The organism is Rhodopirellula halodulae (assembly GCF_020966775.1).
GTDB lineage: Bacteria > Planctomycetota > Planctomycetia > Pirellulales > Pirellulaceae > Rhodopirellula > Rhodopirellula halodulae.
The window spans coordinates 158609-174832 of the sequence record NZ_JAJKFV010000004.1; the positions used below are offsets into that span (position 1 = coordinate 158609).

At 54.5% G+C, this 16224-nt stretch carries 14 protein-coding genes; 10 read left to right on the forward strand and 4 right to left on the reverse strand.

Going from position 1 to position 16224, the window contains the following annotated elements; translation table 11 throughout:
- Nucleotides 1-83: 83 nt before the first annotated feature.
- The 8 genes from LOC70_RS04485 (at nucleotide 84) to LOC70_RS04520 (ending at nucleotide 8722) form a co-directional block, all read left to right on the forward strand.
- Nucleotides 84-2627: a phosphoketolase gene (locus LOC70_RS04485; RefSeq protein ID WP_230252132.1), complete on the forward strand. Its 2544-nt coding sequence runs from the start codon at nucleotides 84-86 to the stop codon at nucleotides 2625-2627.
- Nucleotides 2624-3811 carry an acetate/propionate family kinase gene (locus LOC70_RS04490; protein ID WP_230252134.1) on the forward strand — a complete coding sequence of 396 codons (1188 nt, stop codon included), beginning with the start codon at nucleotides 2624-2626 and terminating at the stop codon, nucleotides 3809-3811. Before LOC70_RS04485 ends, LOC70_RS04490 begins: the two co-directional genes overlap by 4 nt.
- A 193-nt stretch (nucleotides 3812-4004) precedes the next feature.
- The gene (locus LOC70_RS04495) at nucleotides 4005-4466 is read left to right on the forward strand and encodes a hypothetical protein (RefSeq protein WP_230252135.1); all 462 of its coding nucleotides are present in this window, start codon (nucleotides 4005-4007) and stop codon (nucleotides 4464-4466) included.
- A 59-nt stretch (nucleotides 4467-4525) separates the two neighbouring features.
- A complete protein-coding gene (locus tag LOC70_RS04500; protein WP_230252136.1) occupies nucleotides 4526-5416 on the forward strand; it encodes a CHAD domain-containing protein in 891 nt (296 codons plus the stop codon).
- Nucleotides 5417-5534: 118 nt separating this feature from the next.
- Nucleotides 5535-6131, forward strand: a complete 597-nt coding sequence (locus LOC70_RS04505) for an exopolysaccharide biosynthesis protein (RefSeq protein WP_230252137.1) — start codon at nucleotides 5535-5537, stop codon at nucleotides 6129-6131.
- A 227-nt stretch (nucleotides 6132-6358) separates the two neighbouring features.
- Complete coding sequence (locus LOC70_RS04510) at nucleotides 6359-7231, forward strand: nuclear transport factor 2 family protein (protein WP_255715485.1); 873 nt, start codon at nucleotides 6359-6361, stop codon at nucleotides 7229-7231.
- Nucleotides 7232-7376: 145 nt separating this feature from the next.
- Nucleotides 7377-7847 carry a DUF1579 domain-containing protein gene (locus LOC70_RS04515; RefSeq protein WP_230252139.1) on the forward strand — a complete coding sequence of 157 codons (471 nt, stop codon included), beginning with the start codon at nucleotides 7377-7379 and terminating at the stop codon, nucleotides 7845-7847.
- 101 nt (nucleotides 7848-7948) lie between these two features.
- A complete protein-coding gene (locus tag LOC70_RS04520) occupies nucleotides 7949-8722 on the forward strand; it encodes a YciI family protein (protein ID WP_230252140.1) in 774 nt (257 codons plus the stop codon).
- Nucleotides 8723-8737: 15 nt separating this feature from the next.
- Here LOC70_RS04520 and LOC70_RS04525 read toward each other — a convergent pair whose 3' ends face one another.
- Complete coding sequence (locus LOC70_RS04525; protein ID WP_230252360.1) at nucleotides 8738-9988, reverse strand: RNA polymerase sigma factor; 1251 nt, start codon at nucleotides 9986-9988, stop codon at nucleotides 8738-8740.
- 175 nt (nucleotides 9989-10163) lie between these two features.
- Entirely contained in the window at nucleotides 10164-10409 is a 246-nt protein-coding gene (locus LOC70_RS04530; protein ID WP_230252142.1) for a hypothetical protein, read from the reverse strand.
- Nucleotides 10410-10796: 387 nt separating this feature from the next.
- On the opposite strand from LOC70_RS04530, the gene LOC70_RS04535 reads away from it, so the two are divergent.
- A complete protein-coding gene (locus LOC70_RS04535) occupies nucleotides 10797-12551 on the forward strand; it encodes an alpha-amylase family glycosyl hydrolase (protein ID WP_230252361.1) in 1755 nt (584 codons plus the stop codon).
- Nucleotides 12552-12582: 31 nt separating this feature from the next.
- Here the strand turns inward: LOC70_RS04535 and LOC70_RS04540 are convergent, their stop codons facing one another.
- Both LOC70_RS04540 and LOC70_RS04545 read right to left on the reverse strand, forming a co-directional pair.
- Nucleotides 12583-13131 (reverse strand): hypothetical protein, encoded by a 549-nt coding sequence (locus tag LOC70_RS04540; protein WP_230252144.1) that lies wholly within the window; start codon nucleotides 13129-13131, stop codon nucleotides 12583-12585.
- Nucleotides 13132-13147: 16 nt separating this feature from the next.
- Nucleotides 13148-14410 carry a competence/damage-inducible protein A gene (locus LOC70_RS04545; protein WP_230252146.1) on the reverse strand — a complete coding sequence of 421 codons (1263 nt, stop codon included), beginning with the start codon at nucleotides 14408-14410 and terminating at the stop codon, nucleotides 13148-13150.
- 308 nt (nucleotides 14411-14718) lie between these two features.
- Between LOC70_RS04545 and eboE the strand changes: the two genes are divergently transcribed.
- Nucleotides 14719-16128: a metabolite traffic protein EboE gene (eboE, locus tag LOC70_RS04550; RefSeq protein ID WP_230252147.1), complete on the forward strand. Its 1410-nt coding sequence runs from the start codon at nucleotides 14719-14721 to the stop codon at nucleotides 16126-16128.
- The last annotated feature ends 96 nt before the right edge of the window (nucleotides 16129-16224 follow it).

Consider the following 16224-nt stretch of genomic DNA (forward strand, 5'->3'; position numbering starts at 1 on the left):
GGATCGTCGGCGCCCGGCATCGAACACTTCCAGACGTAGAAGTGCAACGTGCAAATTGTTTGGGTGGTATGGGATCGTTCTTCATGCGACGAGCCTTGGCCGCCTGTCTCAAACCAGGGCAATTGATTGTGCAAGGCAAACTCTCCCCAGAACAATTGGATCTGTACTGGTGTGCAACGAATTACCTCTCTGCCGCGCAAATCTATCTGCGTGAGAATGTCTGTTTGAGGGAAACGTTGCGGCCCGATCACATCAAGCCTCGATTGCTTGGGCACTGGGGGACTTGTCCTGGGATCAATCTGATTGCTACTCACCTCAATCGGCTAATCGTTGAACGCCAGCTTTCAACGTTGTTGGTGACCGGGCCCGGGCATGGGGCTCCCGCTATCCTTAGTAATCTCTTCTTGGATGGTTCGTTGGGAGAGCGGTACAGCGACCTCCGTCGAGAGTCAGGCGGCTTACGCATGCTCATTCGAGAGTTTTCTTGGCCCGGTGGGTTCCCAAGTCACCTCACTCCTGCCACGCCAGGAGCGATTCATGAAGGCGGTGAGTTGGGTTACGCGTTGGCAACAGCGTTTGGTGCCGCGCTGGATGCACCCGAACGAATGGTTGCCTGCATCGTTGGCGATGGAGAAGCGGAGACGGGACCAACCGCGACCGCTTGGCATTTGACGAAGTACTTGAATCCTCTGCGAGACGGAATGGTGCTGCCGATCGTACACCTCAATCACTACAAGATCTCCAGCCGAACCATACTGGGTTCGATGTCGGATGATGAGCTGACGGATTTGTTTCAAGGCTACGGTTACTTCCCGATCCTGATCAACGCGGGGACAACGGGTGGGAACCATCGCAGCCAACTGTCCGTTGCTCCGGTACAACACGGTGAGGCTGCCCACGTGAATCACGCAGCCATCGCAGCGGCATTTGATCAGGCTCACTCGAAGATGGACGAGTTGCGTGATGACTGGAGACGTGAGTTGGCCCATGGGCAACAGCTTCCCAACAGACCAGGTTGGCCTGTGATCCTATTTCGCTCGCCAAAAGGATGGACTGGCCCAGCAGAATTAGACGGCAAACCCATTGAGGGGACTCATCGATCGCATCAGATCCCCGTTCCCAGTCCTCGCGAGAACGAAGAACATCTGAAGGCACTGGAACAATGGCTCCGATCGTATCAACCCGAAAAATTGTTCGATGAGAATGATCGCCCGCACGCTCAAGTGGTGGATTGGCTACCGGAAGGAAACCTTCGCTTGGGCATGCGTCCGGAATCGAACGGTGGCGAGATCCGCAAGCCGTTGAAGCTGCCGAGTTGGCGAAACGATTCGATCGCTGTCGAGATTGGTAACCGAGGAAGTGTAGTTGCGAGCGACATGAAGCGGGCTGGAACTTTGCTTCGAAAGGTGATTCAGCAAAACCGCGGTGCGTTTCGTTTGTTTTGTCCTGACGAACTTGAGTCGAATCGACTGACAGAGACACTGGAGGCCAGCGATCGTCAGTTCGTGTGGCCAACACCGGATCAAGATCCAAATGTTGACCTGATCGGCAGCGTCTTTGAAATGCTTTCGGAACACACGTGCCAAGCCCTTATGCAGGGTTACCTGCTGACGGGGCGGCATGCGGTGTTCCCATGTTATGAAGCCTTCGTGTCCATCGTCGACAGCATGATGGGACAGTATGCAAAGTTCTTGAAGCGATCAGACGAAATCGGGTGGCGAGAACCGGTCAGCTCATTCAACTATTTATTGAGCAGTGAAGGATGGCGACAGGACCACAACGGGTATTCGCATCAGATGCCGGGATTTCTCAACATGTTGTTGAACAAGAAGGCACAAAACGTCCGTGTGTACCTTCCACCCGATACAAATTGTCTACTTTCAACGCTGGATCATTGCTTACGCAGCACTGGCAAGATCAATCTGATCGTGGCTTCCAAACAGCCGATGCCACAATGGTTGAACGCTGATGAAGCGGACGATCATTGCCGACGTGGGTTATCGATATGGGATTGGGCGACTAGCGACCAGACGCCATCTGGCGAATCCGACGGTTCGGAAACACCCGATGTTGTGCTCGCCTGCTGTGGAGTCTACCCGACCTCGGAAGCCATAGTCGCGGCAAGGTTACTCCGCAAAGCGGTTCCGGAGCTGAAGCTCAGGCTAGTGAACATCACGGATCTGCTCATCCTAGAAGAACAGACCTTTCACCCTCACGGTTTGGATCGGGAGGCATTCGCCAAGTATTTCACAGAAGAACAGCCAGTCATCTTCAACTTCCATGGCTATCCGTCGGCGGTCAAACAGTTGCTATGGAACCGTCCAAATCATCAACGTTTTCGAATCAATGGGTACGTTGAGGAAGGGACGACGACCACTCCGTTCAGCTTGTTGGCGGCCAATGGAATCGATCGCTTTACGTTGGTCGATCAAATCCTGTGTGCAGCCGCTGTGCAACGTCCCTCGATTCGTTCGCGTCTGGATCCCATCCGCCAACAATCCCAACGTCGCCGCGAAGAGATGCTGTCGTACGCGCAGTCCAACGGTGAAGACGTGGAATCGTTTTCTGATTGGGAGGTCGATGGTGAAGGCATGGAGGAGTGTTTGGCGACGGGAGCTGAGCGGTGATCGTCTTGTCTCTCAATCCCGGCAGCGGGTCGTTGCGATATCGTTTGGTTGATACCACCGGAGATCTCACTTCGTTGCCTTCGGGAATGGTTGATCGAATCGTTGGTGAAGATCGACTCGCGGAAGAAACAAAGTCGCTGCTAAAACGGTTGCCTTGGGAGATAGTGGATGCAATTGCTGTGCGTTGCGTTCACGGAGGACGCTACTGGGCGATCCCTGCTTGCAAAATGACACCCGAAGTTCTGCGGCACCTGGAATCCATCTTTCCTCTCGCGCCTTTGCACCTACCTTCTGACGTGGCGGTGGCTCGAACGGTCATGCAATCCACCGATAAACCAGTGCATGCTGTCTTTGATTCTTCCTTCCATCGAACGATTGACGAGGTTCATTGGCGATATCCCATTCCGTATGACCTCGGTGAGGAATATCGCAGCATTGGCTTCCACGGCTTGGCCCACGAGTCAGTAGCGTTGGCGTGGGCGAAATTGTCTTCTAGCGGCGGTAATGGGCAGCACGCACCATCGCATGGCTCGAAATGGTTATCGCTTCATTTCGGAGGTGGTGCTAGCGCATGTGCTGTTGTGGATGGGGAAAGTAGATGGACAACCATGGGTATGACGCCCTTGGATGGGTTGATGATGAGTACACGGAGTGGAAGCATTGACCCCGCCATTGTGTTGTCCATGATTCGCGACGGTCGATCGCCAGATGAAGTGGAACGTTTGCTGAACCGTGAAAGCGGTTTGAAAGGTGTTTCAGGAATCAGCGAAGACACCCGTGACTTATTGCCCGCGGCCGCGGAAGGCGATGTGAGGCCCCGATTGGCTCTCGAGATGTATGCCAATCGAGTGCGTCAAACGGTTGGCGCTGGGATCGCTGTTATGGGAGGGTGCGATGCTTTGTTGCTTTCGGGAGCATTGGTGAAGGACTCCGCCGAGTTTCGTCATCGTTTGTTAAATGGTCTGGATTGCTTCGGCATCCATCTCGATGACCGAAAAAATGACCGTGACGACGAACTGCGAGAAGTAACCGAGTTGTCGAGTCGCCATTCCTCGACCTCCATCGCATTTGTTCCGGCGGACGAAGAAAAGCAGATGGCTCGTATGGTCGAAATGTGCGAGTGGGGAAGGACGTCTTCCATGCAGCGGAGTCATCAAGGGGTGGGTTCACATGACCACGATTGAGTCACGCTGGTTTTTCGATCGACGACCCTCATGGTTCCCAAGCTGGGAAACCAACAACCTTGATCTCCGACGTGAAGAGAGAACGGATTGGTACGCTCCAATTCAAGATGCTCGATCCAGCGTCAAGCTGCGAGGCAATCCCGAGCATGCCAGGCAACAAACGCCGGTGGATCGATGTCAACTCGAAGCGAAGATGCAGCTGGATTCCAGTCAACGCTTTCCCGACCAAAACGAACGCAAGTTGAGTTGGAAGCGATGGAAGAAACACCCGTTGCGGGAACTCCGTATGAACGACGCCTTCGATGCGAAACTGATTCGTTCTTGCATGTCTGTCTGGGTGCGAGTGCGCAAACAACGGCAGTTACGCACTGTCCCACTCGAAGGTCAACGCGATGCCGATGGCAACCACACCGAGTTGCAAACGGAATGGGCTCACGTCGAATTGCTTGGGCGAGAATGGTGGACGCTCTGTTTCGAGGTGGAATGTGCCATTGAAGAGCACGAAGAATCGAATCTATGTCGTCAGATGATCCGCGGTGTTGAAGAAGCAGTCTTTGATGGGACGTCTCAGATGAGCTTCCCTTCGGGAAACATTCCCGAATTTCCATGCCAATCTTGGCCTGAATTCATCGCGGCTCAGTTGCCGTCTCGGTGAAACGTGCAGCTCGGAACGCGTGGTCGCCTATAAATCCTTCGTTTTGGAATGGGTAAGTCATGAGTTACAGAATCAAACGAAGCGAGACCCCACAGGATGCCTTGCACCGAATTGCAAACGAGCAAATCGACAAGGCTCTTCGCGAGATCGAGAAATCCTCAAACGACCGGCACCACGCGGTCCATCAGGTTCGCAAACGTTGTAAAAAAATTCGAGGCCTGTTGCGGTTGGTACGTCCGGCTTTGGGCAAGACATACGATGTCGAAAACAAAGCGATCCGGGATGCAGCCCGTCGAATCTCAGCCATCCGTGATGCGAAAACGAATGTCAAAAGTCATGATGATCTGATGGACGAATTCGGTCAGCACATCGACCGGGACGCTTTTTCAGACATACGATTGAAACTGGCAAAAGAGCTTCAACAAATTTCCGACGATGTGATTGATCACGCACTGGCGAAGGTGCGTCAGGATTTGGCTGACGTCAAGCAGCGATCCAGCAACTGGAGACTGAAGCACGACGGCTACGCGGCAATTCACAAGGGATTGACGAAAACCAGACGACGTGCGGAATCACGACTGGATTCGGTGATCCAGACCCCAAGCACCGAGTCGTTGCACGAGTTTCGTAAACGCGTGAAGTATCACTGGTATCACTTGCGTCTGCTCAAGGGTGTTTGGCCAGAGGCCATGACGCCGATGATCGAAGCGTCCAGTCGCTTGGCGGATCAGTTGGGCGATGACCACGACTTGGCTGTGTTCAACCAGACTGCTGAACGAAAAGAGGTCAGCAAAAAGACACGTCAAGTGTTGAAGGGAATTGCGGATCGCAAGCGAGAAACACTCCAATCTGCTGCGGTGAATTTGGGTCGGCAGTTGTTTGCTGAGTCTACCCATGCCTTTGACCAACGCATCCGTGCCTATTGGCACATCTGGCGGGATGCCAACTAGCGCGGTCGCAATCCGCATAAAGGTTCCTTTCTGATTGGTTCGGCTTTTGCAACGTCAATACTTCTCCTTGAAAATTCGCGACCTCCGCTGCCGAGGAATTGAACCCCAGGTATTGAAGATGAGTATTGACCACCAGGCTCCCATCGAGCAGATCCTTCACCGCATCGACGACATTGCAGAGCAGAACGAACGCATCCAATTCGGCCAAGTCATGGACGCGGTCGGTCGCAATTCGTTCGCGTCGCTGTTGTTGGTGGTTGGTGCCATCATGTTGCTGCCCGGGCCCGCGGACTTACCGGGTGTCCCGGTGCTGCTGGGGGCCATCGCGATTTTGTTGTGTGGTCAGATGCTCGCGCATCGCGATCATGTTTGGATTCCGCATTGGATTGAGCGGCGAGAGATCAGCCAGGACAAGATGAAGAAGATGCTGGATTGGCTGCGACGTCCCGCCGCGTGGTTGGATTCCATGACCGCCGAACGCTGGACGTTCATGATGAATCACGCGACGATCAGCACGTTGGCGGTCGCCGCAATCCTGGTCGCGATGAGCACACCAATTCTGGAATTCATCCCCTTCAGCGCAAACCTCGCCGGAGGAGCCATCTTCGCATTCGCACTGGCCATCCTGGCCCGAGATGGATTGCTGGCGGGATTGGCGGTGTGCATCTCAATCGCGACGTTCGGCTTGGTGGGATACCAATTCTTCGTCAACTGAGTTGGCAACGCGAATCAAGAAACTTCGCAAAAAAACTTTGATCGGTGTCGATCCACTCGAAGGCCGTTCGACCACTCTGTAATTCGCGACTGATTCTTAGGTGACACGCTGGGAACGGTTCGCGGTCTCGTTGGAGTTCCGTCACGCAGACTGCGGTTTGATGGGATACAACGTCTGAATGTGATCGAAATCGAGACGAACTTGCCCGGAGAGACACAATGCGAGTGATGGTAATGGTCAAAGCTTCTCCCAGTTCAGAAGCTGGAAGAATGCCTGATGAGGCTTTGTTGACCGCGATGGGAAACTTCAACCAAGAGCTGGTGGATGCGGGCATCATGCAAGCCGGCGAAGGGTTGAAGCCAAGCTCCGAAGGAGTGCGTGTTCACTTTCATGGCACCGAACGTTCAGTGACCGACGGGCCGTTTGCCGAAACGAAGGAGCTGATCGCTGGGTATTGGATTTGGGAAGTGGACTCGATAGATGAAGCGGTGCGGTGGGTCCGTCGCTGCCCCAATCCGATGATGGAAGATTCTGACATTGATATTCGACCCATCTTTGGAATGGAAGACTTCGGAGAAACGATGACTGAAGAGCTCCGTCAACAGGAAGCCGATCTTGTCAAGAAAATTCAATCGCCAGAAGAGGCGGAATTACGTCGTGCCGTGAAACGCTGGTCCGACGCTTTGGAAGCCAAGGATTGCGACGGTTTAGTCCGCGACTACGCACCGGAAGTCGTGTTGTACGGTGCGATCCCGCCCTACAAGTTTGAAGGTCCTGAAAAGATTCGTGAGCTTTGGCAGAATTGTTTGCCAAACTTCCCCGCGTTCGAGTCGGTTTTCCATAACATGAAGTTTCATGTGGCCGGCGAGGTTGCGTTCGCGTATGGGTTGCACAGTTTTCGAACGGAGGACCCGGACCATCCGGCGGGAAAGTCATGGATGCGAGTCACCATTGGTTACGAACGCCAAAATGGTGCATGGAAAGTGGTGCATGAACATGTTTCACTGCCCTTCAATCCCATGACAAACCAGACCTGGTTGATCGAAGATCCGGAGGTCATGAGTGTGCCCGACTATGACCCGGATGCCTGCGCCAGCTAACGGTTTGTTCACACAGCAGGCATGCGAACCGAGACAGCGCGATACGCATGGTTGAATCGGTCAATCCAATGACACGTTGCCGGCAAGAGGCAACGCGTATCAAATTCGATGCAGCAGACTTTTCAATTCCAACACGAGACAAGACATGTTTTCTCAACCGCAATCTGAACACGAATGGCTGGAACAATTGGTGGGTGAATGGAAATTCGAACACGAGTGTTCCATGCCCGATGGATCGATCAATCAAGCGGAAGGCAAGATGACTTGCCGCACCTTGAATGGGATGTGGCTGCTGAGTGAATCCAGTGGCGAATCGGAGGAAGGAGCTTGGTCCTCTTTGATGAGCATTGGATTTGATCCCAAGTTGGGTCACTACGTTGGCACATTCATGGGTTCGATGATGGCGAACATTTGGCACTACCAAGGATGTCTGGACGAGTCGAAAACCCGACTTCAACTCGCTGCGGAAGGCCCCAAGTTTGAAGGCGAAGGAACGGCTCACTATCGCGACACGATCATTGTCATCGACGAAAACAACTGGCGAATGACTAGCGAAATGCAAACGGATGACGGGGAATGGGTGCAATTCATGAGCGGCAAGCATACGCGTGTCTAACATGCTGCAACCGGCTTGTGGGTCTGAAATGCAATCGCCTTTGACTGGCTCAGGTCAATGAGTTTGTTCCCATTCACTGAGGTTCGAGATCGATGAAGTACATGTTGTTGATATACAGTGCGGAAAATGATTGGACGGAAGACGAACGCCGGGCGTGCATGATCGAATCCATGGGCATCTGCGAAGAGCTTGCTGAGTGTGGCACGTGGATTGACTCCGCACCTTTGCATCCCGTGAGCACATCCACCACGGTTCGTGTCCGTGAAGGATCGTGCGAAGTCACGGATGGACCCTTTGCGGAAACCATCGAGCAACTTGGCGGCTATTACATCATTGACGTGAAAGATCAGCAGGAGGCAATCGACATTGCGAGCCGTTTGCCACCTGCGAAGAAAGGCACCGTCGAGATCCGGCGGCTCACGGAACTATCCGGCGAATTATCACTTCCGCCGTCACAGGCACCCGCTTGGAAAGAAGGGCAGGCGGGCTCGCTGAATGAAGGCAAAGACTATCTGCTCATGCTTTTCTCAGAGGAAGGTGTGTGGCAACCGGAGGAACACGCGATCGCATTGAACGAATCTGTCGACCTCTGTCATGAACTGGATCGTTGCGGTCAATATCGTTCGGCTTCGCCCTTGGAGCCTGCTTCTTCGGCCGTTTGCGTTCGCGTCCGTCGCAACGAATGTGAAGTGACCGATGGGCCTTATCCGGAAACCAAAGAGCAATTGGCGGGGTATTTTCTGGTCCACGCATCGGATTTGAACCAAGCCATTAGCATCGCCTCGCGAATTCCCGCGACGACGCGTGGTACCACCGAGATTCGACCTCTGTTTCCCTTGCCGACGGTCAACACGTCTTCGGCTTCGGCGAATTGATCAGATCGCGAAAAACTAGGTCGTTGTGATGAGCGCGATCTTGCGAGTTAGAAAGCGTTGCTCAGCCTCATTGGTGGAAAACGACAATGCCTTCTCGAACGCGATCTTCGCTTCCGGCAATCGTTGCAGGCGTCGCAACAATTCGCCGCGAGCTGAGTGAGCAAGAGAATGTTCAGCCAAGGCGCCCGAGTCCAAAATCTCGTCGATTAGCGTTAGTCCCGCCGCAGGATCATCCCGCATCGCAACCGCGACGGCACGGTTCAGGCTAACGATCGGCGAGGGTTGGATTCGGACGAGGATGTCATAGAGAGCGACAATTTGACGCCAGTCCGTCTCTTCAGGAGTCTTGGCATCGGCGTGCACCGCTGAAATGGCAGCTTGGATGGTGTACGTTCCGATCCGCTTGGTTCTCAATGTTTGCCGTAGGAAGCGTTGCCCTTCCTCAATCAAAGACTGGTTCCAACGACTCCGGTCCTGTTCTTCCAGCAACACGATGTCGCCATTCTTATCCATTCGAGTTGCGCGCCGAGATTCGTGAAGCAGCATCAACGCGAGCAATCCGCCCACCTCGGGGTCGGGCAGCAAGCGGTGTAGCAAACGAGCCAACCGGATGGCTTCGTTGGACAAATCCGATCGTGTCAAATGTTCGCCGCTCGATGCCGAGTAGCCTTCGTTGAACACCAGATAAATCACCGACAGCACGGCATCCAAACGCGAAGGAAGCTCCGAAACGGATGGGATTTCAAATGGGATTCCCGCATCTCGAATCTTCGCTTTGCCACGTACGATTCGCTGCGCCATCGTCGAGGGCTTCATCAGAAACGCCCGTGCGATTTCTTCTGTGGTCATCCCGCAAACCTCCCGCAAGGTTAGCGGTACTTGGACTTTTTGATCAATCGCTGGGTGACAGCAGGTAAAGATCAGCCGCAAGCGATCGTCTTGGATTTCGTGATCCGATCCGTCCGCATTGGCGGCTTCCAATTCGCCAACTCGTCTTATCAGTTCCGGTTGCAGATCCTGGAATTTTTGTCGGCGTCTGATTCGGTCCACGGCGCGGAAACGGCCCGTGGAGATCAGCCAGGATGTCGGATTGTCAGGGACGCCTTCGGTTGCCCATTGCTGCATCGCGGCAGCGAAAGCCTCATGCATCGCTTCTTCAGCGAGGTCAAAATCACCCACCAAGCGAATCAGACTCGCGAAAACTCGCCGAGAATCCTCGCGGTAAATCCGTTCAATCGTTTTTGAGACAGAATCATCCAGGCTCATCCCAGCGCCGGCCACCACCGAAGTTCTCGAAGTCACGAACAAAACGGCGAAACGTTTGTTGCCTCGGGCAATCAAATCGTCTCAAGCCACAGCCGGTAACTTACTTCAAGACGAACCGCGTGGTGCGACGGATCGGCCGTTGCGTTGGGATAATTTGCTGGAACGAATGCGAAACTCATTCAGTCACAACGTCGACTGGTTCTCGATCAATGCTGGCGTCAATGGACTCAGCGGCGCGATCGATGGTTTGAGCGGCACCGTCGGCAGCATCCTTTGACGTTTCTACCAAAGAAGAGGTGTCTTGCCGCACCTTATCGGTGTCAACTCGAACGGTTGGATCGCCATCGTCCGATGTGAACCGCAACCATCCAAGAACGACCAAGACCAAAACAATCGCGGCGATGAAGATGAAGGCTCGCATGATGCACTCCGTTGAAGAGGATTGAGGAAACAAAATCGACGCGTCGGTTTTCGCCGCGTTGTCGTCGAGCGTTTGGTCCTCAGAGCCAAACGCGTTGAGGGTGCAAAAGCATTTGTCGTGCCAGCAATCTGTTCGCCGAGGAATCAACGTGGCACGAGAATTGCCATTTGCACTGCCGCCATTTCAGCAAGCCGATTCGAGATCGATGATGGATGGAGCGAAAATTGACATCGCCACATCACCGATCCATCAGCCCTGCGGAATGCTCTTAAAGGAACATCAATGGACGAGTCGGCTTTGTTGACGCCACAAACCCTCGAGCAACCTGTGGCTCGGAAGTATGCAACACGGGATGACAGTTCGCAGGCGACACAGATTCATCCCGGAATGGGAGCGATTATCCACCATGCCGGCGTCGCTTTTCGCGTTTGGGCACCCAACGCCGAGCGAATTTCAGTCATCGGAACATTCAATGACTGGGATGATTCCAAAGCCGAGATGCAACATGAAGAAAATGGCTACTGGTATGTCGACATCGCCGAGGCCAAACCGGGGGATGAATACAAGTTCAGAATCCGCCACGGGGAACAAATCTTGGATCGCATTGATCCCTACGCACGCGAAGTCACCAACTCGGTTGGCAACGCGGTGGTCTACCAAGATCAATACGATTGGAAGACAGAGGCGTTTGAGCGACCATCCCAGAACGAGTTGGTCATCTATGAAATGCACATCGGGACATTCCACCGCGACGATCTTGAAGTTCCTGGCACGTTTCGAGATGCGATTGCCAAATTCAAGCACCTCAAGGATCTGGGGATCAATGCCATTCAAATCATGCCCGTGGCAGAGTTCGCAGGCGATCTCTCATGGGGCTACAACCCCGCTCACATCTTCGCGGTGGAACAGGCCTACGGTGGTCCCGACGCATTGAAGCACTTTGTCGACGAGGCTCATCAGGCCGGTTTCGCGGTGATCATCGATGTCGTTTACAACCACTTCGGGCCGAGCGACTTGGATCTGTGGCAGTTTGATGGATGGAACGAGAATGGAAAGGGTGGGATCTACTTTTACCAGGATCACCGTTCCAGCACTCCTTGGGGAGACACACGGCCCGATTACGGACGCGGTGAAGTTCGTCAGTTCATCCACGACAACGCGATGATGTGGATGCGTGAATACCATGTTGATGGTTTGCGTTACGACATGACTGCCTACATTCGAACGATTTCAGGGATTGGCAACGACGACATTGCGGAAGGTTGGGGGCTAATGCAATGGATCAATCGTGATTTGAAACGCGATTTCCCGGGTTGCTATTTGATTGCGGAAGACCTGCAGACCAACAACTGGTTGACCAAGCCCGAAGATCAAGGTGGTGCTGGTTTCACCACGCAATGGGACGCGGCATTTGTGCACCCCATTCGTAGCGTGGTGCAAGAAATCGATGACGCCCACCGCGATATGTGGTCAGTCCGCGATGCGCTTTGCCATCGTTACAACGGGGATGCGTTTCAGCGAGTCATTTACAGCGAATCACACGATGAAGTCGCCAACGGAAAGTCTCGCGTTCCTAGCGAGATCGATCCCGAATCGCCCGAAAGTCGGCACGCAAAGAAACGTACGTTGCTCGCCGCCGCGATGGCTTTGACTGCGCCGGGTTTGCCGATGTTGTTTCAAGGACAGGAGCTACTCGAGGACGAGTGGTTTCAAGATACGGATCCGCTTGAATGGGAACGTGCCAAGCGGTTGCGTGGTATCAAACGTCTCTTTCGCGATTTGATCCATCTCCGATTGAATCGAAGTGGGCAGACGGCAGGACTAACTGGGCAGCACATTGAAATGCATCACGTCAATGAAGCGGACAAAGTGATTGCGTTTGTGCGACGCGGAGATGATCCGGCGGATGATGTCTTGGTCGTGGCGAATTTTTCGAACCGGGCTTGGGAAGAGTACGAAATCGGTTTCCCAGCGACCGGCGAGTGGCAGCTCCGATTGAATTCCGATTGGGCAGGCTATGACCAAGATTTCGACGATCATCCGGTCGAGCACGTCGAGGCGGTGGATCAGCCTTACGATGGTTTGCCCGCGCGGGCGGCGATTTCATTTGGCGCCTACGCCGTGCTGATCTATTCGAAGTGACGCTTCCATCGCTGAGGCGATTTGAAACCCACTACTCCGCGGGCGTGATCTTGCCAAACAGGTGACCGCCCTTGGCGTCGTGCTGCCAAGTTCCCGCGTAACGACCGTCGTGGATCAAGACTCGCGATGAAAAGGTGCCAAGCCCCGGGATCCAAACGGAATCCATCGTGATCACGGGAGTGCGATCAGACCACAGGATTTTCAGTTGCATTGGGAATTCACCGTCCGTGTCGCCGTACTTGATTGCGACCTTCATGGAATACATGTCGGGAGCGTCTAATTTCTCGCACGAACGAATGGTGTATGACTCGGGCTTGAGCATTTTGTCCTCGCGGCCATCCACCGTGAAATGGCCGGTGAAGGTGGCTCCGCTGAGGTACTTCGCCAATCGTTCTTCGCGATCTGAGTCGCTTGCCGGAGTTGTTTCCGTCGGTTTCATTTTCAACGTCTCAGTTTCCGACGTTTCAGTTTCCTGAGCAGGCGAACCATCTTGGGCCATCACAACGGGCGACGCGATCGACAAGAGCGATGCGACGGCAATGCAACCACAGGCCAAACCGGTCAATGCAAATCGTTTCATCGTGAGAGACTCTCGGTCAAAGGGTGGGAAAGCACTTCCGCAACCAAAACAGCCCCGCTTTGGCAACACGCGCATGCAGGATGCTGGGGTGAGCGGTCAAATGCAATGTTTGGGAAGGAAAGGTTTGATCAGGAGCGGCCACGGTGAAGGTAACCTCACCGCCCGGCAACGGATGTTCGCTGGTTTGATGAATGCTGGGGTACTCGTCCACCAGCAGCACCCAATCGGTTTTGAGTCGTTGCTGAAGGGCAGTCAGACAACTTTCCGCCGAGGCGTCATCCGGCAGCCCCACCCATTGTTGCAGATCCGTCAGGTCGGCGAGCGAGATGCCTCCCACAAAAGCGGGTACATCGGCGGTGAAGCCCGGTTCGTCGGAAACGGCCGCAAACCAATCGCCCAACGGTGCGGCACGTCCCAATTCCACCAACAGCAAACGCTGGCTCGCTTGATTCAGATGCCGAATCACCGCGTGATGTTGTTCAAATGTTTCTCCGTCGCCAAAGTAAAACTCACTGGCCTTTTCCAAAATTTCTTCGCGAGTTTGATCGATCAGCGATTGGCAGATTTCGGGGGAATCACCGGTTGCCACGATTCGCAACGAAATCGTCGCGGCGCTGACGGTGATGCCAACACGGGGTTGGCGATCTCGCGAAATCATGTCGCCCAAGCGGTGTTCCATATCGCTTTCGCCGGTGCCGAAGAATTTCATCACGTGATGCGCGATGTGCTGGCGACGGTCTCCGCGATCCAGCAACGCGGGGGATACCGTTTGCTCAAACATCGTTTTCATTTCAGCGGGGACACCCGGCAAAGCGAAAATACGAGAGCGTGATCCGGAGGACCGATCGAACATCACGTCGATGCCCGGCGCCGTTCCTTGCGGGTTGTGAATCGGTGTCGCCCCGCGAGGAAACATGGCTTGGCAATTGTTGCGTTCGGGCATTTCGCGTCCGCGACGACGAAACATGTTTTGGATGTGTTCCAACGACTCGGCGTGCATTTCCAATGGCACGCTCAATGCCTCCGCGATGGCTTCCCGCGTCAGGTCATCTCGAGTGGGGCCCAGTCCACCCGTCGAGATCACAATGTCGGCACGCTCCGCCGCGATTCGGAACACGTCCGTGTTGTGTTGCAGGGTATCGCCTACCGTCGTGTGAAAGGGCACTTCGATCCCCAGCTCACCAAGACGCTGGCTGAGCCACTGAGTGTTGGTGTCCAAACGGGCACCCGAGGTCATCTCATCGCCAATGGAAATGATTTCGGCCGTGGTGTTCGACATGCGGTTGAGAGGCCTTGCTGGTGTCGGGGCCAATGGAAAGACACCCGAAAAATGCGGTGAAGGGTTTGAAAAGACGCTGGATTGGCTTTGCCCTGGGGCGACAAAGCCCGCTGAGGAGCTTAACCTTTGCGGGCCGGTTCGTCATTGGTCGGGCGTCGTTGGCAGGGCGTGCGAATGCTAGACAGCAACGCATCCTGTCATCGAAACGTTGGTTCCAATTCGACGCCCCAACGGACAAGCGAAGCCTTGGTCTGAGACAAACCGGTTCTCGCCCTTCTCATGATGCTCCCCAGACAATCCCTCCACGCATGACGTCCACACCCGCAGGCTATCCCGACGTTGCATCGGTTCTAGGTAAGTCAAATGTTTCTGCAGCGGCCTCGGGGTCTGCAACGGAGTCCGGTTCCAAACCGGAACACGATTCGGCGATCCGCTGGTCGGTTGGATACTGCACCAACATTCACGCCGGCGTCGACGTGGAAGGCGTCACCGAAAATTTACGATCGATTTCGGCGGAGGTGCGTCGTCGCATTTTGGATTCGCAGTACTCCGGCGAAGACGGAACACCCAAAGTTCAAACCGGCAAGAATTTCGCGACGATCGTGAACACCGCGTCACCTTTGGGTGTCGGACTGTGGCTATCGTCCGAAGCCACCAATGATCTGCGACGTAACGGGCTGAAGCCACTGACCTCGGCGATGAAGCAAGCTCGTTTGTTGCCCTACACGATCAACGGATTTCCCTACGCGAATTTTCACCAGGACGTCGTCAAGCACGCGGTCTACATGCCGACCTGGTGGGAAGATTCTCGCATCGGCTACACACGTGACTTGGCCAAAATTCTGTCGGAAATTTTGCCCGCCGACACCACGTTGGGTTCCATCAGCACGTTGCCGATCGGTTGGCCACAAACCGTGGATGCCGAAGGCAATCGCGTCAAAGTCAGCGACGATCAACTGCACCACGCGGGAACGAATTTGCGACGCATGGCGGAAGACCTGCGTCGACTGGAAGACCGAACCGGCAAACGGATCGTACTGGCAATCGAACCCGAACCCGGATGCATTCTCGATACCGCGGCGAAAGTCATCGAATGGTTCGAGCAACAATTGCCGGATGCCACCCACCGTCGCTACATCGGCGTGTGCCACGATGTTTGTCACTCGGCGGTCATGGGCGAATCACAACACGATGTTTTGGCGGCGTATGCCAAAGCCGGCATCATGGTCGGCAAGATTCAGGTCAGCAGCGCAATCGTGGTTGATTGGAGCCGCATCGCGGACACAGACCGCGAAGCCACCCTGACGCAATTGCGATCGTTCGCGGAAGATCGCTACCTGCATCAAACGGGTCGCGTGACCGCGTCGGGCAAGTTTGTGTTGGAAGAAGACCTGCCGAAGGTGCTCGAGGATTTGGACGCCAACCCGAGTCGTTACGCGACGGACAAACGTTGGATGATTCATTTCCACGTGCCGATCTTTGCCGAGCAATTTGGGCACCTGCAAACCACGCGAGCCGACGTTTTGGAAACCCTGAAAAGCGTTGTCGAACTCACCGATGCGTCGAAGCGTCGACAACCGTTGCAGTTCACCGGACACTTGGAAGTCGAAACCTACGCTTGGTCGGTGATGCCCGAATCCGCCGGACGAAGTGACCTGGCGGGCGACATTGCCTCCGAACTCATTTGGCTGCACGATGTCTTATCCGAGTTGAGCTGATTGTTTTTCCAAAGCCAGTGACTCCGCCGGTCGTCCGGAGCCACCTTGGCCGACGGCCCTCTTCAGCTTGCGGACAACTTCTGCTCACTTCTTCTT

What these genes read in the sequence shown, in the direction of transcription:
- LOC70_RS04485 (WP_230252132.1), top strand. Translation starts at nt 84, where the DNA reads ATGCGACGAGCCTTGGCCGCCTGTCTCAAACCAGGGCAATTGATTGTG.
- LOC70_RS04495 (WP_230252135.1), top strand. Translation starts at nt 4,005, where the DNA reads ATGCAGCTGGATTCCAGTCAACGCTTTCCCGACCAAAACGAACGCAAG.
- LOC70_RS04500 (WP_230252136.1), top strand. Translation starts at nt 4,526, where the DNA reads ATGAGTTACAGAATCAAACGAAGCGAGACCCCACAGGATGCCTTGCAC.
- LOC70_RS04505 (WP_230252137.1), top strand. Translation starts at nt 5,535, where the DNA reads ATGAGTATTGACCACCAGGCTCCCATCGAGCAGATCCTTCACCGCATC.
- LOC70_RS04510 (WP_255715485.1), top strand. Translation starts at nt 6,359, where the DNA reads ATGGTAATGGTCAAAGCTTCTCCCAGTTCAGAAGCTGGAAGAATGCCT.
- LOC70_RS04515 (WP_230252139.1), top strand. Translation starts at nt 7,377, where the DNA reads ATGTTTTCTCAACCGCAATCTGAACACGAATGGCTGGAACAATTGGTG.
- LOC70_RS04520 (WP_230252140.1), top strand. Translation starts at nt 7,949, where the DNA reads ATGTTGTTGATATACAGTGCGGAAAATGATTGGACGGAAGACGAACGC.
- LOC70_RS04525 (WP_230252360.1), bottom strand. Translation starts at nt 9,988, where the DNA reads ATGAGCCTGGATGATTCTGTCTCAAAAACGATTGAACGGATTTACCGC.
- LOC70_RS04530 (WP_230252142.1), bottom strand. Translation starts at nt 10,409, where the DNA reads ATGCGAGCCTTCATCTTCATCGCCGCGATTGTTTTGGTCTTGGTCGTT.
- LOC70_RS04535 (WP_230252361.1), top strand. Translation starts at nt 10,797, where the DNA reads ATGGGAGCGATTATCCACCATGCCGGCGTCGCTTTTCGCGTTTGGGCA.
- LOC70_RS04540 (WP_230252144.1), bottom strand. Translation starts at nt 13,131, where the DNA reads ATGAAACGATTTGCATTGACCGGTTTGGCCTGTGGTTGCATTGCCGTC.
- LOC70_RS04545 (WP_230252146.1), bottom strand. Translation starts at nt 14,410, where the DNA reads ATGTCGAACACCACGGCCGAAATCATTTCCATTGGCGATGAGATGACC.
- eboE (WP_230252147.1), top strand. Translation starts at nt 14,719, where the DNA reads ATGACGTCCACACCCGCAGGCTATCCCGACGTTGCATCGGTTCTAGGT.